The sequence below is a fragment of the Mycobacterium sp. P2_H7 genome (assembly GCF_056403275.1).
Map to the genome: position 1 here is coordinate 428,094 of NZ_JBFUFU010000010.1, position 17,026 is coordinate 445,119.

The following is a 17,026-nucleotide window of genomic DNA, read 5'->3' on the forward strand; positions in this document are numbered from 1 at the left end:
CGGCTCACCGGCTATCCTCAATTGCAATTGTCGCCGCTGATGTTCCGCGCGACTTTGACTTTTGGGAACCAAATCTTAAGGAGGAGCACGTCATGGCCGTGCCGAAGCGGAGAATGTCGCGCTCGAATACCCGGAGCCGTCGCGCACAGTGGAAGACCGAGGCCACCGGCCTGGTCAACGTGAACGTGGCCGGACAGCAGCACAAGGTGCCTCGTCGCCTGCTCAAGGCTGCCCGTCTCGGTCTCGTCGACCTCGACCGCAAGTAGCGCGCTGAGCTGGGTTCCACCCGGCTTCGACCGCTCTGCGGCGCGCCTCTCAGGTCGCTCTCAGACACGCAGGTGACACTGTGGCGGTGCGCATTCTTGTCGTTGACGATGATCGCGCTGTGCGCGAATCACTGCGCCGGTCGCTCTCCTTCAACGGGTACTCGGTCGAGTTGGCCCAGGATGGTGTCGAGGCGCTGGATCTGATTTCCAGTGACCGCCCCGACGCGTTGGTTCTGGATGTCATGATGCCGAGGCTCGATGGCCTGGAGGTCTGTCGGCATCTTCGGAGTACCGGTGACGATCTGCCGATCCTGGTTCTTACCGCCCGGGATTCGGTATCCGAGCGGGTGGCCGGCCTCGATGCCGGTGCCGATGACTACCTTCCCAAGCCGTTCGCCCTCGAAGAGCTGCTGGCCCGGATGCGCGCGCTGCTGCGGCGCCGGGTGCCGGACGACAGCATCGAGAACCGTGCGCTGACCTTCTCCGATCTGAGCCTGGATCCGGTGACGCGCGAGGTCACCCGTGGTGAACGGTCCATCAGCCTGACCCGCACCGAGTTCTCCCTGCTGGAGATGCTGATCGCCAATCCGCGCCGAGTGCTGACCCGCAGCCGCATCCTCGAAGAGGTGTGGGGTTTCGATTTCCCGACGTCGGGCAACGCCCTCGAGGTGTACGTCGGTTACCTGCGTCGCAAGACCGAGGCCGAAGGAGAATCGCGGCTGATCCACACCGTTCGCGGGGTGGGTTACGTGCTGCGTGAGACTCCACCCTGATGTCAGACGTGAAAGCGCCGCCCCGTCGATACGGCACGGTCCGCAACGTCAGTTCGGTGTCGTTGCGCTGGCGGGTGATGCTGCTCGCCATGTCGATGGTGGCCATGGTCGTGGTCCTGATGGCCGTCGCCGTGTACGTGGTGGTGTCGCGGTCGGTGTTCGCCGATATCGACACCCAGTTGCACAGCCGGGCCCAGCTGCTCATCGAGAGCGGGTCGCTCGCCGCTGATCCGGGCAAGGCCATCGAGGGCACTGCCTATTCGGATGTGAACGCGATGCTGGTCAGCCCGGGTCGCTACATCTACACCGCCAACCAGCAGGGCCAGACCCTGCCGCTCGGCGCGCCGGAGAAGGCGGTGGTGCAGGGCGAGCTCCTGATGTCGCTGCGTACGGCCAACGATCAGCGGGTGCTGGCCGTGCATCTGGCCGACGGCAATTCGCTGCTGATCTCCAAGAGCCTCCGCCCGACGCTGGCGCTGCTCAAACGGCTGGGCACCATTCTCGCGATCGTCGGTGGTGCGGGTATGGCCGTGGCCGCCATCTCCGGTGGGATGGTGGCGCGAGCCGGCCTACGCCCGGTGGGCAGACTGACCCAGGCGGCCGAACGGGTGGCCCGCACCGATGACCTGCGGCCGATCCCGGTGCTCGGCACCGACGAACTCGCGCGCCTCACCGAGGCGTTCAACATGATGCTGCGGGCGCTCGCCGAATCCAGGGAACGCCAGGCCAGGCTGGTCACCGACGCGGGCCACGAACTGCGCACGCCGCTGACCTCGCTGCGCACCAACGTCGAGCTGTTGATGGCGTCGATGGCGCCGGGAGCGCCCCGGCTGCCGGACGACGAGATGACCGGCCTGCAAGTCGACGTCATCGCCCAGATCAGTGAATTGTCCACGCTGGTGGGCGATTTGGTGGACCTGAGTCGGGACGACGCCGGCGCCGTCGTCCACGAGGCGGTGGACATCTCCGACGTGGTGGAGCGCGCCCTGGAGCGGGTTCGCCGGCGCCGTGGCGATATCGAGTTCGACGCCGATGTCATCTCGTGGGAGATCTACGGCGATGCCGCGGGGTTGTCCCGGGCGATCCTGAATCTGCTGGACAACGCGGCGAAGTGGAGCCCGCCCGGCGGCCGGGTGACGGTGCGCCTGCAGCAGCGCGACGCCGTGCACGCCGAACTGGTGGTCGCCGATCGGGGACCCGGCATTCCGCCGGAGGAACGCGACCTGGTGTTCGAGCGGTTCTACCGGTCCACCTCGGCGCGGGCCATGCCCGGATCCGGTCTCGGCCTGGCGATCGTCAAACAGGTGGTGCTCAAACACGGTGGGACGCTTCGGGTTGAGGACACCGTGCTCGGTGGTGATCCGCCGGGCACGTCGATCCGGGTCGTGTTGCCCGGGCGGCGGGCGATCCTCGACGGCAACGCCGATGTGTCGGCCGCGACACGCACCGTCAATTCGGTGGACGGCGCGGTGGCGGGCGCGGAGAATCATTGACGTTCGGCCTGGGGGAGTGTGGCGCATCGGGACGCGAGGGGGATTCGGCGTCCCTTGTCGATCTCTAAGTGGATTCTCAGCCCAGCTGGGCACTGTGTAGGTGATGGATGCGTTGACCAGGAAACAGGACCTCGACGGAAAGAGCGCGGAGCCACATGACGAACCACCCCAGGTACACGCCCCCGCAGCGCCCCGGCGGGTATGAGCCAGGGTCCGGGTATCCCACTCCGCACGGTGTCCCGCAGGCAGGTCCTCAACACGGCGCGCAGCATGGTCCGCAGACCGGCTACCAGCCGACCTACGACTGGCGTTACGCGCAGCAGCCCCGTCAGCAGCACCCCCCGCAGCCGCAATACGATCCCTATCGGCCGTCCGCAGTACCCCCACCGAGGCCGGAGAAGCGTTCGCGCACAGGCGCTTTGGTCGCCGGAGCGGTTGCCATAGCGGTGGTGTCGGCCGGTGTCGGAGGTGGGGTGGCGGTCCTGGCCCAGCCCGACCAGACCACGGCCACCTCGTCGTTCGGTGGTGCGACCCCGGGTATGCCCGCCGCGAACCTGCCCGTCGGCTCGGTCGAGCAGGTCGCGGCGAAAGTGGTGCCCAGCGTGGTCAAGCTGGAGACCGACATGGGCAGGGCGTCCGAAGAGGGCTCGGGCATCATCTTGAGCACCGACGGGCTGATCCTGACGAACAACCACGTGGTGGCCGGCGCCGGTCCCGGCACTCCGCCCCTGCCCGGGGCGCCGAGCGCGCCCGCGGGGGCCGCGCAGACAAAGGTGACCTTCGCCGACGGCCGCACCGCGATGTTCAGCGTCGTCGGTACCGACCCCAGCAGTGACATCGCGGTGGTGCGCGCCCAGGGCGTCTCCGGTCTGACGCCGATCACGGTGGGTTCTTCGGAGAACCTGCGGGTCGGTCAGGACGTGGTGGCCATCGGATCGCCCCTCGGTTTGGAGGGCACCGTCACCACCGGCATCGTCAGCGCGCTGAACCGGCCCGTGGCGGCCGGCGGCGACGCCAAGAATCAGAACACCGTCCTGGACGCCATCCAGACCGATGCCGCGATCAACCCGGGTAACTCCGGTGGTGCGCTGGTCAACATGAGCGGCGAGTTGGTCGGCGTGAACTCGGCCATCGCCACCCTCGGTGGCGACTCCGGCCAGTCCCAGAGCGGTTCGATCGGTCTCGGTTTCGCGATCCCGGTCGACCAGGCCAAGCGCATCGCCGATGAGCTGGTCCAGGGCGGGACCGCCTCGCATGCCTCCCTGGGCGTTCAGGTCGGTAACGACGCAGCCGTCGACGGCGCCAAGATCGTCGAGGTGACTGCCGGTGGTGCGGCGGCGTCGGCCGGCCTGCCCAGCGGTGTCGTGGTCACCAAGGTCAACGACCGGGTGATCGGCAGCGCTGACGCACTGGTGGCGGCGGTGCGCTCGAAAGCGCCGGGCACCAAGATCACCGTGACCTACCTGGATCCGTCCGGGAAGCCGGCCACCCTCGACGTCACGCTGGGCAAGGCAGCCCAGTGACGCGCACGCGTGGCGACGCACGGCTGTCGGCTGCTTCGTTGTCTCCGGCCGGATATACGGTTGCACTCATGGAACAACCTGGGTCGGTGTTAGGGCGTGCACTCGTCGTCGTGGTCGACGACCGGACTGCACATGGGGAAGAGGATCACAGCGGGCCGTTGGTCACCGAATTGCTCGGTGAGGCGGGATTCCTGGTCGACGGTGTCGTGGTGGTGGCCGCCGATGAGGTGGAGATCCGCAACGCGCTGAACACCGCCGTCATCGGCGGCGTCGACCTGGTCATCTCGGTCGGCGGCACGGGTGTGAGCCCACGCGACGTCACTCCGGAGTCCACCGTCGACATCCTGGACCGCGAGCTGCTCGGCATCTCCGAGGCGCTGCGGTCGTCGGGTCTGTCCGCCGGCATCATCGACGCGGGCGTCTCGCGTGGACTGGCCGGGATCTCCGGCAGCACCCTCGTGGTGAACATCGCCGGTTCTCGGGCCGCGGTGCGCGACGGTATGGCCACGCTCGGTCCGCTCGCGGGTCAGATCATCGGCCAGCTGTCCAGCTTGGACATTTAGCACCGTTTGTCAGGCCCGGAATATGACCGTTCTCGCACGTGAGGGAAGAAATCGCAGGCCCGCAGCGTTACGTTCATGTGAACACGCCGGTGCCGATAAATGTGATGTTGGTCACAGCAGGAGCGTGATGTGAGCGGACCCTCCAAGCCATCGCGAGATGTAGTTAACGCCATCTTCGGCGAGGAGCTGCCGAGCACGACGCGTGACGAGCGGGCCGAGGATTTGCCGGCCGACGCGTCCGAACGGGACCGGTGGCTGCGTGACAACGTGCCGCCACACCACGGCTGAGCTGTGATTTCGTCCTGATCGGCTGGAATCTTCTTGATTTCGAGAGAAATCGCTGCGCGACTCGGCGTGCAAGGCAAATTTGTCACCGCTGTGGTGTGACGCCCCTGGTGCGCTCGATCGTTGCTGGTTATGCATGCCTCAGCAAACTTTGCGAGTGTGAGACATGGTCGGCCGGCGGCGCCATGTACGCGTTGCCGGGTGGATGCCTCCCCGTTATGTTCCTCGTGTCAACGATGAGCAAAGAGTAAGAGCAACATGTGGGCTTTCTAATTCGGTCCACATGGAGGTCTTGCAAGGTGTGAGGTTGCGCTAGGGCCGGGCCTCACATCGACAGATACGGTGTCACGCCAGAACACCGTCGGCACAGCTAGGGAGAACATGAAGGCATTCAGTCGGGTGCTGCTTGCGATGGTGGCGGCTATTGCCGCGCTGTTCGTGGGCACGGGCACCTCTCACGCGGGTCTGGACAACGAGCTGAGCCTCGTCGATGGCAAGGACCGGACCCTGACCATCCAGCAGCGAAGTACATCGTGTCGGGCGAGGGTGCCGATGACTTCGAGGGCACGTTGGAGCTGGGTTACCAGATCGGCTTCCCCTGGTCGCTGGGTGTGGGTATCAACTTCAGCTACACCACCCCGAACATCCTGCTCGACGATGCGACGCCGGCGAACCCGCTGCAGGTCATCACCCCGAACCTGTTCCCGGGTGCGTCGATCAGCGCGGATCTGGGTAACGGCCCGGGCATCCAGGAGGTCGCGACGTTCTCCACCGATGTGGCCGGTGCCAACGGTGCGGTCGCGGTGTCCAATGCGCATGGCACGGTGACCGGTGCTGCCGGTGGTGTGCTGCTGCGTCCGTTCGCTCGGTTGATCGCCAAGGAGGGTGACTCGGTCACCACCTACGGCGAGCCATGGAACATGAACTGTGAGCAGAACCACCTCGGCGTCGGCGACGACTTCCTTCTCCTTACGGAACCTGCTGAACGGCACCACGATCAGGAAGTACACGACCGTGGCGACCAGGACGAAGTTGATGGCGGCCGACAGCAGCACGTTGAGGTCGACGGTCTGCCCGCCGCCGATGTTGATGCGCAGGATTCCGTAGTCGGAATCGCTGCCTGCGCCGATACGGTTGATCAGCGGCTGGATGATGCTGTCGGTGAACTTGGTGACCAGCGCCGTGAACGCGGTACCGATGACGACGGCGACCGACAGATCGACGATGTTGCCGCGTAGGAGGAACTCTTTGAAACCTTTGAGCATGCGGGGACCCTTCCTGCAGTTGCGATGACGTGATCGACGACGCAAACCTTACCGAGCAGACGGCACGTCGTCCTCAGTGAAATGTGACCGTGATCTGCCTGGTCAGTGCCATGCCCGCCACCTTGTTGGCCGCTGTGCGAGGCAAGGCCACCAGGACGACCCGGTCCGCGCCCGTCGCCGCACCCGTCCCGCGTGGGGATACCAGTGCCACCACCGCGTCGGTGGCGATCACTTCCGGGTCGGCGTCGGTGCCGCCTGCGGTGCTGCCGCCGGCCAGGATGTCGACCACATCGCCGGGCCGGATCAGGTCGACCAGCGCGTCGTCGGCCAGGTGCAGCGAGACGATGCGAGCCTGCGGTCCCGCGGTGGCCTCGGCCAGGCGCGACCCGAGCAGTCGCACATCGGTGAGTACCTCGCCGCGGCGCGCCGGCCCGGCGAGGGTCGCGTCCAGTGCGGCCGCGAGGTCGCTCTGTGCGCCGTCGGGAACCGTTGCGGCCGTGCGGGCCTCGATCTGGATGTCCGCGGGGGTGAGTGCCGTCCCGGGCTCCAGGTCGCGCGCTGCGACGAGAACGGGACGTACCGCGGTGTCGGAGTCGGGACGCAGCGCGGTCACTGCCGCGAGGACGACGAGCAGGCCTGCCGCGCACCGGCGGGCCGCCACGGTGCGGCTCCAGTCGGGACGCACAGCGCGCCGAAATCGGGTCCACAACGCAGGATTCAGTGATTCCCCCACGCGGCCACGCTAGGCCGCCGAAGGGGACGTGCACAGCCCGCGTCGGCGAGCCTGTGGATAACTAGCTGGACGCCGCCGCGGCCGGGGCCGAAGTTCCCGACCCGGAGCCGGATTTCGAACTCGAGTTGGTGGGCGTCGACGAGGACGAGGTGCTCGACGAATCCGACGACGAGGTGCTCGACGAGCTGTCGCTCTTGGCCGACGAGCTGCCGCCGTTGCTGCTCGACTTCGAGGAGTCGCGGCTGTCGTTGCGGTAGAAACCGCTGCCCTTGAAGACGACACCGACCTTGCCGAACAGCTTGCGCAGTCGGCCGGAGCACTTGGGGCATGTGGTCAGCGCATCATCGCTGAACGCCTGCACGGCATCGAAGCGGTTGTCGCATTCGGTACACGCATAGGAATAGGTAGGCACGAAAACCTCCGAGACAGTCAAACTTTCTAGCACTCTACCGGCTCAAGTGCTAGAACCGCCAAACGGGTCAGGACATTCCCTGTCCGGTCAGGGCCACCACGCCCAGCCCCGGTGTGAGCATGTGCGTCATCGCGACGTCGTGCGGTTCGGCTGGCACCTCGTCGAGCAGTTCGTCGTCGCGCACCACCGCGATCAACCGGGCATCCGGATCGGCCAGCGGGAGCGCCCGATCGTAGAAACCGGCGCCGCGGCCGAGCCGATTCCCGCGCCGGTCGACCGCCAACGCCGGCACCAGGACCACCGCCGCGGCGCAGATCGCGCCGGGTTCCCGCCACGGCGGCGCAGGTTCACGCAGGCCGAACGGCGCGGCGACCAATCCGCCGGGCACGTAGTCACCCCATTGCATGGGCTGTCCGTCGCGGGCCACCGGCAGCAGCACCCGGACCCCGGCGTCGACGAGCGTGTCGAGCATGGCGACCGACCCCGGTTCCGACCCCACCGGAACGTAGCCGCACACCGTGCCGCCGAGCGGGTGCAGCATCGTGATGTGTGTTTGCAGGGCAGCCGCTTCGGCCTGCCGCTGCTGTGGGGTCACTGTGCGACGAGCCGCGAGAATCCGCATCCGGAGCGCGCGTTTTGTCAGGATTGCCACGATTGCGCTGCTATCCCTTCGCCTATCAACGCGCTGGCATTAGTGTGTCGAGGATGACACAGGCACAGGTACCGATCCCGCGGACGGCCGTCGTTCCCGCGGCCGGTCTGGGGACTCGCTTTCTCCCCGCCACCAAGACTGTCCCCAAGGAATTGCTGCCGGTGGTGGACACCCCGGGGATCGAGCTCGTGGCCGCCGAGGCCGCCGAAGCCGGCGCCGAACGGCTGATCATCATCACCTCCGAGGGTAAGGACGGTGTCGTCGCGCACTTCGTCGAGGACCTCGTTCTCGAGGGGACGCTGGAAGCCCGCGGCAAGCACGTGATGCTGGAAAAGGTGCGTCGCGCGCCCGCCCTGATCAAGGTCGAGGCCGTGGTTCAGGCCGAGCCGCTGGGACTGGGTCACGCGGTCGGCTGCGTCGAGGAGAAGCTGCTGCCCGACGAGGACGCCATCGCGGTGCTGCTCCCCGACGATCTGGTCCTGCCGACGGGTGTGCTGGAGATCATGTCCAAGGTGCGGGCCAAGCGCGGCGGCTCGGTGCTGTGCGCCTTCGAGGTGCCCGAGGACGAGATCAGTGCCTACGGTGTTTTCGACGTCGAGGTGGTGCCCGACGCGGCCAACCCGAACGTGCTGAAGGTCAAGGGGATGGTCGAAAAGCCCAAGGCCGAAGACGCGCCGTCGCTGTTCGCGGCCGCCGGCCGCTACGTGCTGGACCGCGCCATCTTCGACGCGCTGCGCAGGGTCGACCGTGGTGTCGGCGGCGAAATCCAGCTCACCGATGCGATCGCGCTGCTCATCGAAGAGGGCCATCCGGTGCACGTGGTGGTGCACCGCGGGTCCCGACACGACTTGGGAAATCCCGGCGGCTACCTCAAGGCTGCGGTTGACTTTGCGTTGGAGCGCGACGACTACGGACCGGAGCTGCGGCGATGGTTGGTCGAGCGATTGGACCTGGTCGAGAGATAGCGACTGCGCGGCCGGTCCTGAACAGGAGAAAGGCGTGCGGTGCGTTCGGTTGAGGAGCAGCAGGCCCGAGTAGCGGCTGCTGCGGTGGCGCCACGTCCGGTGCGAGTGGCGATCGCCGAATCGCAAGGCTTGATGTGCGCCGAAGAGGTGGTCACCGAGCGCCCGTTGCCGGGCTTTGACCAGGCTGCCATCGACGGCTACGCCGTCCGCAGCGTCGACGTCATCGCGGTCGGTGGCACGGACGACGACGGGGTGAGCCGGGAGGTCAGCCTCCCGGTCGTCGGGCACGTCGACGCGGGCGCCCGCACCCCCAGCCGGCTGCAACCGCGCCAGGCCGCCCGGGTACAGACCGGTGCGCCGATGCCTACGCTGGCCGATGCGGTGCTGCCGCTGCGCTGGACCGACGGCGGTCAGTCCCGGGTGCGGGTGCTGCGCGGGGTGCGTTCGGGCGCCTACGTTCGCCGCACCGGGGACGACGTTCAACCGGGAGACGTGGCCGTCCGGGCCGGGACGATCGTCGGCGCGGCGCAGGTGGGTCTGCTGGCCGCGGTGGGCCGCGATCGGGTGCTGGTGCATCCGCGGCCCCGGATGTCGGTCCTCTCGGTGGGCGGCGAACTGGTGGACGTGTCCCGCACGCCCGGCAACGGGCAGGTCTACGACGTCAACTCCTACGCGCTGGCCGCGGCCGGGCGGGATGCCGGCGCCGAGGTGAACCGGGTCGGCATCGTCGGCACGGATCCCGCGGAGTTGCGTGAGGTCGTCGAGGGCCAGATCAGCCGGTCCGAGGTGGTGGTCATCGCCGGCGCGGTGGGCGGGGCCGCCGCGGAGTCGGTGCGCTCGGTGCTCTCCGAACTCGGGGAGATGGAAGTGGTGCGGGTCGCCATGCACCCCGGTTCGGTGCAGGGTTTCGGCCAACTCGGCCGCGACGGGGTGCCGGTGTTCCTCCTGCCGGCCAACCCGGTGAGCGCGCTGGTGGTCTTCGAGGTGATGGTCCGGCCGCTGATCCGGATGTCGCTGGGCAAGCGGCAGCCGATGCGCCGGGTGATCCAGGCCAGGACGTTGGCACCGATCAGTTCGGTGGCCGGGCGCAAGGGTTTTCTACGTGGGCAGCTGATGCGCGATCAGGACAGCGGCGAGTATCTGGTGCAGGCGCTGGGCGGCACCCCGGGTGCGTCCTCGCATCTGCTGGCCACCCTGGCCGAGGCGAACTGTCTGGTGATCGTGCCCAGTGAGGCCGAGCAGATCCGCACCGGCGAGGTCGTCGACGTCGCGTTCCTCGCACAGCGCGGCTGACCCACGTGAGCGCAGCGTGCGGAGCGAACCGACAGATGGCACGCGAGAGCCGAGCTTGCGAGGCAATCGCGTGAGTCGCTGGCGTACGAGTGCGGTGCATCCCGGATGGCCGCTGCCCGCGGGGCCCATCCGGGTGCGGGCCGGGCTGGTGAGCCTGCGCCCGATCCGGCTGCGCGACGGCGCCCAGTGGAGCAGGCTGCGCCTGTCCGACCGTGCACATCTTGAACCGTGGGAACCCAGTGCCGAGGTGAGTTGGGAAGTGCGCCATGCACTTTCGTCTTGGCCGGCGGTGTGCTCAGGGCTGCGCGGGGAGGCCCGCAAAGGCCGGATGCTGCCGTATGTGATCGAGCTGGACGGCCAGTTCGCCGGCCAGATCACGATCGGCAATGTGACGCACGGTGCGCTGCGCTCGGCGTGGATCGGGTACTGGGTGGCCAAGGATTTCACCGGCGCGGGCGTGGCGACCGCGGCCCTGGCGCTGGGGCTGGACCACGCGTTCGGGCCGGTGATGCTGCACCGGGTGGAAGCGACCGTGCGGCCGGAGAACACGGCCAGTCGTGCCGTGCTGGCGCGGGCGGGTTTCCGGGAGGAGGGCCTGCTGCGCCGCTACCTCGACGTGGACGGAGCGTGGCGCGACCATCTGCTGGTGGCGCTCACCCTCGAAGAGGTGCAGGGATCGGTGGCCGCGCAGTTGGTGCGCAGCGGCCGGGCCAGTTGGACCTGACCCCGGATTCATTCCGGCTTTTCATCGATTTCGACGACACGATGTGGCCAATGTGACTCGTGTTACTGGTGGTGCTTGTACTCAGCGAATTACAGGTGTGTAATTGTCTCGGCGCGCCGTGGACGGATGCGCTGGTCACAGACCTAGCCTGAAGGGGAAAGGAAAGGCGTCATGCCAAGCATCCCCCAATCTCTGTTGTGGATCTCGCTCGTCGTGCTCTGGCTTTTCGTGCTGGTGCCGATGCTGGTGAGTAAACGCGACACGGTCCGCCGCACCAGCGATGTCGCGCTTGCGACTCGGGTGCTCAACACGGGCCGCAACACCCGTCTGCGCCGGCGCACCCGGCCTGCCGACGGGCACCACAGCGACCCCGAATGGCAACCGGAAGAAGCCGAGTACGTCGGCGACCTCGACGACGCCGAGGATGACGCCGCCGAGCAACCCGCACGTCGTGCGGTGGTGCTGGCCGCGGCGGTCGAGGTGCCCGTCGAATCGCCCTATCTGGACGTGGACATCGTCGAAGAGGATTCCGGCGCCCTGCCCATCGGCAAGTCGTTCGGCAGTGCCGTCGACGCCGGCGCGCCCCAAACCGATGAATTGCCTTTGGATTTCGGCGATGCGGAGCCGGCGGCCGAACCCGTACCGGAGCCGGTGGCCGAGGACATTCAAGAGGCCGCAGCCGGAGTAGGCGAGGCGACCGAAACGACCGCGGACGAGTCCGTGGACGATCTATCCGATGGCACCGACGACGACTACGAGTACGTCGAGGACACCTCCGGGCTGGAAGCCGAAGAAGAGACCGGCGCCGAGTCGCTGACGGCGGCGCGGCGCAACCGCTTCGAGTCCAAGACCGCCCAGGCGGTGAGCGCACGCAAGTACACCTTCCGCAAGCGGGTGCTGTCGGTGATGGCGGTGCTGCTGGCGGTGACGGCCGGGCTCTCCTTCCTGCTCGGCCCGAGCGTGTGGTGGGTGTGCGGATCCCTCGGTGCGGTGACCTTGCTGTACCTGGCCTACCTGCGCCGCCAGACCCGCATCGAGGAGCAGCTGCGCCGCCGTCGTGCGCACCGCATGATGCGGTCCCGGCTGGGCGTCGAGAACACCGACGACCACGAGTACGACGTCGTGCCCGCGCGGTTGCGCCGGCCCGGATCGGCGGTGCTGGAGATCGACGACGAAGACCCGATCTTCGAGCATCTGGAGTACACCCGGGCTGCTCGGAGCTGGGATCTTCCGCGGGCCGCGGGCCAATAGCGGCCGGTTTCGGTCGCCGCCGCTGTTCCTGGTAACGTGCTACCGGCACAAGGGGCTATAGCGCAGTTGGTAGCGCGTCTCGTTCGCATCGAGAAGGTCAGGGGTTCGATTCCCCTTAGCTCCACAGAGTTTGAGCAGTTCAGGGCGGTTTTGGCGAACTCGGGTTTCTATCCGGTCCGCGGTGGCTTTGATCGCGGCATCAAGACGGTCCGCAACACCCCGCCGCGCTGGTCGGCGAACACCAAGGTATCGCGATCCTTCGCAACCATAGGCGCGGCAAGCTCCTCGCCAAGCGCGGCAGGGAATGACACAGATCGCCGTTCCCATGCCTTCGGCGTACTCCACTGCAACCCAACGGATTCCGTCACCGACCGTGACACGTTCACGCGGCGGGCGCAGCATATCGAAAGCCATAACACGTAGTGCGGCCATCTTGCCCCAGCGCAGTCCGGTGTAAGCGATGCCGACAACGACGATGGCGTCGCCCTCGCGGGCGACCGGTTGGGCCGTAACGCCGCCGAAGTGATGACTACCATTCGCGACCTCGGGGAGAGGGGGATCGTGTTGCGGTCGCTCCGCGAAGGCATCGATACGTCGAATGCTGCTGGACGCATGGTCGCAGGCGTGCTCGCCAGCCTCGCGGAGCTTGAGTTGGAACTGGGCAAGGAACGCCGTACCGCTTCGCGGGAGGCGCGGCGGGCACGCGGCCAGTCGATTCGCCGCCCGAAGGCTCTTGATGACTCCAAGACGGCGTTGGCGCGACGGATGCACGCTAGCGGCGAGTCCGCGAGCACCATCGCGGCCACTCTCGGTGTATCGCGGGCGGCTGTACATCGCGTATTGGCCGAGGACGCCGACGAGTGACCTAGCGGCAGCAATTCGGGTCTAGGACCGTGCAGAGTGCGATCAATGCATCGCGGCGCGGGCGGTGGTACACGTTCATGCCGCGACGTTCGGATTCGACCAGACCCGCCCGGCGCAACTGGGACAGGTGGTGACTGACCGTGGACTCGCTCAGTTCAACCGCCGTCGCCAGGTCACAACTGCACACCTCACCGGCATCTGAGCTGAACAGCAGCGAGACCAACTTGACGCGAACCGGGTCCGCTAATGCCTTGAGTCGCAGCGCAATCTCTAGTGCAGCCTGATCGCTGACCGGACCAGCGGCCACTGGCGAGCAGCAGACTGGCGCGGACATGTCCACTGAGGGCAACGTCTTCGGCATGGACCCATCTTGCCATGGATATTGACATACGTCGAAGAGGTGGCAGCATGGTCCCTGACCATAGTTCGACATAAGCCACATAGGTAGGAGTCGTTATGTCCCGCGCTCAACTCGCCCTCAACGTCGATGACTTGGACGAAGCGATCACCTTCTATTCGAAGCTGTTCAACACTCGGCCGGCCAAGGTGAAGCCCGGTTATGCGAACTTCGCGATTGTCGAGCCGCCGTTGAAGCTGGTCCTGCTGGAAAACCCCGGCAAGGGCGGCACCATCAACCACCTCGGCGTCGAGGTCGAGTCCAGCGCGACCGTGCACGCTGAGATCGCCCGCCTCACCGACGAGGGTTTGTTCACCGACGAGGAGATCGGCACCACCTGCTGCTTTGCTACCCAAGACAAGGTCTGGGTCACCGGACCCGCTGGCGAGAAGTGGGAGGTCTACACCGTGCTTGCCGACTCCGACACGTTCGGCACCAGCCCCGAACACTCTGACGGGGGCACCGCCGAGGGCGGCGCCTGCTGTGGTGGCACCGCCTCCGATGCCGAGGCCGCGAAATCGACCGCTACTAACGCCTGCTGCTGAACTCATGAACTCGCCCGCCGCAACCGATGCTGACACCGCAGTCGTCGGGAAACTCTCTCTGCTGGACCGGTTCCTGCCGGTATGGATCGGCCTTGCCATGGCGGTCGGCCTGCTCTTGGGCCGTCTCGTACCAGGACTGAACACCGCGCTGGACAAGGTGCAAGTCGATGGCATCTCGCTGCCCATTGCACTGGGCCTGTTGATCATGATGTATCCGGTCCTGGCCAAGGTCCGCTACGACCGACTCGATACCGTCACCGGGGACCGCAAACTTCTCCTCAGTTCCCTCGTGCTGAACTGGATTCTTGGTCCCGCGCTGATGTTCGCGCTCGCCTGGCTGCTGCTGCCAGACCTGGCCGAGTACCGCACCGGCCTGATCATCGTTGGACTCGCTCGCTGCATCGCGATGGTCATCATCTGGAATGACCTCGCCTGTGGGGATCGTGAAGCCGCCGCCGTCCTGGTCGCACTCAACTCGGTCTTTCAGGTCGTCATGTTCGCCGTGCTCGGCTGGTTCTACCTGTCGGTGCTGCCCGGCTGGCTCGGCCTGCAACAGACCACCATCAGCACCTCGCCGTGGCAGATCGCCAAGTCGGTGATCATCTTCCTCGGCATACCGCTGCTCGCCGGATACCTCTCACGACGCCTCGGAGAGAAAGCAAAGGGCCGCGAGTGGTACGAGGCGAAGTTCCTCCCGCGGATCGGGCCATGGGCGCTGTACGGCCTCTTGTTCACCATCGTCATTCTCTTTGCGCTGCAAGGCGATCAGATCACCAGTCGCCCGCTGGACGTTGTCCGTATCGCGCTACCGCTACTGGCCTACTTCGCAATCATGTGGGGTGGCGGCTACCTGCTGGGCGCTCTGCTCGGGCTGGGCTATCAACGCACCACCACCTTGGCGTTCACCGCAGCGGGCAACAACTTCGAACTCGCCATCGCCGTCGCCATCGCGACCTACGGCGCAACTTCGGGGCAGGCACTCGCCGGAGTCGTCGGCCCGCTCATCGAAGTCCCCGTACTCGTCGCGCTGGTCTACGTCTCCCTCGCTTTGCGACGCCGCTTCACCAACGCCACATCACCATCGACCACCACGCCCGATAGGAGCACACCATGACCGACAGTCCCGTCTCCTTAGCCGCCCACATTCGGCGCGACCGATCCATCGACCAGCAGCTTGCATTGAAGTCAGCAGCGACCCGCCTGCACATCGACTTCGGGGAACACTTCGGCGTCGAAACCATCGAACGATTCCTGCACTCGTCCTACGATCAGTTCGCCGGGCGCGCCAGCATCCCCAACTTTCTACCACTGCTCGCCGAACGCTGGGCACGCCAACGCCTTACCGCCCTGGCTCGCGTCGAGGGCAAGATCACCCACACCAAACCCACCGTGCTGTTCCTCTGCACCCACAACGCAGGCCGCTCCCAAATGGCGCTCGGATACTTCAACCATCTGGCCGGAGACCAAGGTGTGGCCTGGTCGGGCGGATCCGAACCAGGCAACGAAATCAACCCCGCCGCCGTGGCCGCCATGTCCGAGGTCGGCATCGACATCACCCGCGAGTTCCCCAAGCCTTGGACCGACGAAATCGTCCAAGCCTCCGACGTAGTTGTCACCATGGGCTGCGGCGACGCTTGCCCGTTCTTTCCCGGAAAGCGTTACGAGAACTGGGAACTGCCTGACCCAGCCGGCCAAGGTATCGACGCCGTCCGTCCGATCCGAGATGACATCGAGGAACGGGTGCGCCGCCTTCTCGCCGAACTCGGCATCGACCCTGAACGCCGATGACCGAGGCAACGCGTAAGCCCTCAGTGCTGTTCGTCTGCGTCAAGAACGGCGGCAAGTCCCAGATGGCCGCCGGCTTGATGGCGAAGATTTCGGGGGGGGGGGGCAGTGCAGGTGTACTCGGCTGGCACCAAGCCTGGCACCGCCGTCAACAATTTTTCCGCCCAGGCCCTCGCCGAAGTCGGTGTCGACATCACAGGAAACACACCGACACTCATTGATCCGCGCCTCGTGCGTGAAGTCGATCTCGTGATCACTCTCGGTCGCGAAGCCAGGTCAACCCCGTTTCTGGAACTCAGTTTGAGAACTGGGACACCGATGAACCCTCCGTGCGCGGAATCGACGGCATCGAGCGGATGCGCCTGGCCCGCGACGACATCGCGGCACGCGTGGCATCACTGCACTGCCGATGAACGGAGCCGATGTAGCAGGCAAGTCCGAACGTTTCGCCGAGATCGGGTTAGTCGCCACCCCGAGTAGAACTGTCGGCGCAGCCACCGATGAGCCATAGCTTGATAGAAGGCGCACCAACTCTTTGGTGGCAATGATCCGCGCCTCGCTCACCGGAAGGGACACCGTATGACCACGCTCGTGGACCAACCAGCCCCGAGAACAGACGCACCGCCACCGTCCCAACCGGTCAATGCTCCGGAAGGAAACCCTGGCCTCATCGGCCTACCCCTGATCATTCCCGGCGCGCTTGGCCTCGGAGCCACCAACACGGGCATCGTCAGCAGCTCCAACGCCGCCATACCCATCCTCTTGTCCGCCACCGCAGTCGGACTGCTCATCACCACCATTTGGTCGGCAGCACTGCGACAAAACGTCAACGCCACCATCTACGGCACCTTCTTCGGCTTCTACGGCAGCTACGCTGTCCTCGCACTCGGCCTCACCCACAACTGGTTCGACATCGCGCAGACGGACATCAAGCAGACCACTTCCCTGTGGCTGGCAAGCTGGCTGCTGTCCATCAGCGTGCTGACCGTCCTCACGCTTCGCCTGCCGTGGCTCTACCCGGCAGTGCTCGCCATCGTTGACACTGCGCTAGTCCTCCTGCTCATCGGAAACCAGACGCAGCAGCCCTGGGCCAATCACGCAGCAGGATGGCTAGTGTTCCTTTTTGTCGCCGTGGTCGTCTACTTCTACTTCGCGGCGCTCTGGGAAGAGTTAGGCGGACGAGTGCTACCTCTAGGCCGACCACTAGTGGGCTAGGCTTCGTCAGCTTTGGAAGAGG

17 protein-coding genes, 1 tRNA gene and 5 pseudogenes are annotated in these 17,026 nt (G+C 66.3%); 18 read left to right on the forward strand and 5 right to left on the reverse strand.

Annotated features, from left to right (window positions below; genetic code table 11):
* Positions 1-92: 92 nt before the first annotated feature.
* The 7 genes and pseudogenes from rpmF to AC1DY7_RS17455 all read left to right on the forward strand — a co-directional run.
* Positions 93-266, forward strand: a complete 174-nt coding sequence (gene rpmF / locus AC1DY7_RS17425; protein ID WP_024453127.1) for a 50S ribosomal protein L32 — start codon at positions 93-95, stop codon at positions 264-266.
* An 86-nt stretch (positions 267-352) separates the two neighbouring features.
* Positions 353-1,039 carry a response regulator transcription factor gene (locus AC1DY7_RS17430; RefSeq protein WP_477494943.1) on the forward strand — a complete coding sequence of 229 codons (687 nt, stop codon included), beginning with the start codon at positions 353-355 and terminating at the stop codon, positions 1,037-1,039.
* Positions 1,039-2,532: a HAMP domain-containing sensor histidine kinase gene (locus AC1DY7_RS17435; protein ID WP_477494944.1), complete on the forward strand. Its 1,494-nt coding sequence runs from the start codon at positions 1,039-1,041 to the stop codon at positions 2,530-2,532. Before AC1DY7_RS17430 ends, AC1DY7_RS17435 begins: the two co-directional genes overlap by 1 nt.
* A 155-nt stretch (positions 2,533-2,687) precedes the next feature.
* The gene (locus tag AC1DY7_RS17440) at positions 2,688-4,055 is read left to right on the forward strand and encodes a S1C family serine protease (RefSeq protein ID WP_477494945.1); all 1,368 of its coding nucleotides are present in this window, start codon (positions 2,688-2,690) and stop codon (positions 4,053-4,055) included.
* A gap of 68 nt (positions 4,056-4,123) precedes the next feature.
* Positions 4,124-4,618: a MogA/MoaB family molybdenum cofactor biosynthesis protein gene (locus tag AC1DY7_RS17445; RefSeq protein ID WP_477494946.1), complete on the forward strand. Its 495-nt coding sequence runs from the start codon at positions 4,124-4,126 to the stop codon at positions 4,616-4,618.
* Positions 4,619-4,747: 129 nt separating this feature from the next.
* A complete protein-coding gene (locus AC1DY7_RS17450; protein ID WP_477494947.1) occupies positions 4,748-4,906 on the forward strand; it encodes a hypothetical protein in 159 nt (52 codons plus the stop codon).
* Between the two features lie 378 nt (positions 4,907-5,284).
* A pseudogene (locus tag AC1DY7_RS17455) lies at positions 5,285-5,829 on the forward strand (MspA family porin); the annotation flags it as partial.
* On the opposite strand, the pseudogene mscL reads toward AC1DY7_RS17455, so the two are convergent.
* The 4 genes and pseudogenes from mscL to AC1DY7_RS17475 form a co-directional block, all read right to left on the reverse strand.
* Positions 5,830-6,168: pseudogene (gene mscL / locus AC1DY7_RS17460) on the reverse strand (large-conductance mechanosensitive channel protein MscL); the annotation flags it as partial.
* Between the two features lie 73 nt (positions 6,169-6,241).
* Positions 6,242-6,901, reverse strand: a complete 660-nt coding sequence (locus AC1DY7_RS17465; protein WP_477494948.1) for an SAF domain-containing protein — start codon at positions 6,899-6,901, stop codon at positions 6,242-6,244.
* Between the two features lie 61 nt (positions 6,902-6,962).
* Positions 6,963-7,313, reverse strand: coding sequence for an FmdB family zinc ribbon protein (locus tag AC1DY7_RS17470; protein ID WP_477494949.1), 351 nt, complete (start codon positions 7,311-7,313; stop codon positions 6,963-6,965).
* Positions 7,314-7,380: 67 nt separating this feature from the next.
* Complete coding sequence (locus tag AC1DY7_RS17475) at positions 7,381-7,965, reverse strand: 5-formyltetrahydrofolate cyclo-ligase (protein ID WP_477494950.1); 585 nt, start codon at positions 7,963-7,965, stop codon at positions 7,381-7,383.
* A 53-nt stretch (positions 7,966-8,018) separates the two neighbouring features.
* Between AC1DY7_RS17475 and AC1DY7_RS17480 the strand changes: the two genes are divergently transcribed.
* From AC1DY7_RS17480 to AC1DY7_RS17505, 6 genes and pseudogenes are all read left to right on the forward strand, one after another.
* Positions 8,019-8,930, forward strand: coding sequence for a UTP--glucose-1-phosphate uridylyltransferase (locus AC1DY7_RS17480; protein ID WP_477494951.1), 912 nt, complete (start codon positions 8,019-8,021; stop codon positions 8,928-8,930).
* Between the two features lie 39 nt (positions 8,931-8,969).
* Positions 8,970-10,223 (forward strand): molybdotransferase-like divisome protein Glp, encoded by a 1,254-nt coding sequence (glp, locus tag AC1DY7_RS17485; RefSeq protein ID WP_477494952.1) that lies wholly within the window; start codon positions 8,970-8,972, stop codon positions 10,221-10,223.
* 70 nt (positions 10,224-10,293) lie between these two features.
* A complete protein-coding gene (locus AC1DY7_RS17490) occupies positions 10,294-10,947 on the forward strand; it encodes a GNAT family N-acetyltransferase (RefSeq protein WP_477494953.1) in 654 nt (217 codons plus the stop codon).
* Between the two features lie 171 nt (positions 10,948-11,118).
* Positions 11,119-12,198, forward strand: a complete 1,080-nt coding sequence (sepX, locus tag AC1DY7_RS17495) for a divisome protein SepX/GlpR (protein ID WP_477494954.1) — start codon at positions 11,119-11,121, stop codon at positions 12,196-12,198.
* Between the two features lie 51 nt (positions 12,199-12,249).
* Positions 12,250-12,322: transfer RNA gene (locus AC1DY7_RS17500), tRNA-Ala, on the forward strand.
* Positions 12,323-12,690: 368 nt separating this feature from the next.
* Positions 12,691-13,062 (forward strand): annotated as a pseudogene (locus AC1DY7_RS17505) (recombinase family protein); the annotation flags it as partial.
* 1 nt (position 13,063) lies between these two features.
* Here the strand turns inward: AC1DY7_RS17505 and AC1DY7_RS17510 are convergent.
* Positions 13,064-13,423 (reverse strand): Rv2640c family ArsR-like transcriptional regulator, encoded by a 360-nt coding sequence (locus AC1DY7_RS17510; protein ID WP_477494955.1) that lies wholly within the window; start codon positions 13,421-13,423, stop codon positions 13,064-13,066.
* Between the two features lie 95 nt (positions 13,424-13,518).
* Between AC1DY7_RS17510 and AC1DY7_RS17515 the strand changes: the two genes are divergently transcribed.
* The 5 genes and pseudogenes from AC1DY7_RS17515 (at position 13,519) to AC1DY7_RS17535 (ending at position 17,004) form a co-directional block, all read left to right on the forward strand.
* Entirely contained in the window at positions 13,519-14,004 is a 486-nt protein-coding gene (locus AC1DY7_RS17515) for an ArsI/CadI family heavy metal resistance metalloenzyme (protein ID WP_477494956.1), read from the forward strand.
* Between the two features lie 4 nt (positions 14,005-14,008).
* Positions 14,009-15,079, forward strand: a pseudogene (gene arsB / locus AC1DY7_RS17520) (ACR3 family arsenite efflux transporter); the annotation flags it as partial.
* Positions 15,080-15,114: 35 nt separating this feature from the next.
* Positions 15,115-15,792, forward strand: coding sequence for an arsenate reductase ArsC (locus tag AC1DY7_RS17525; RefSeq protein ID WP_477494957.1), 678 nt, complete (start codon positions 15,115-15,117; stop codon positions 15,790-15,792).
* Positions 15,789-16,202, forward strand: a pseudogene (locus AC1DY7_RS17530) (arsenate-mycothiol transferase ArsC). The gene AC1DY7_RS17525 and the pseudogene AC1DY7_RS17530 overlap by 4 nt, the downstream one beginning before the upstream one ends.
* Positions 16,203-16,368: 166 nt before the next feature.
* Positions 16,369-17,004 (forward strand): GPR1/FUN34/YaaH family transporter, encoded by a 636-nt coding sequence (locus AC1DY7_RS17535; protein ID WP_477494958.1) that lies wholly within the window; start codon positions 16,369-16,371, stop codon positions 17,002-17,004.
* The last annotated feature ends 22 nt before the right edge of the window (positions 17,005-17,026 follow it).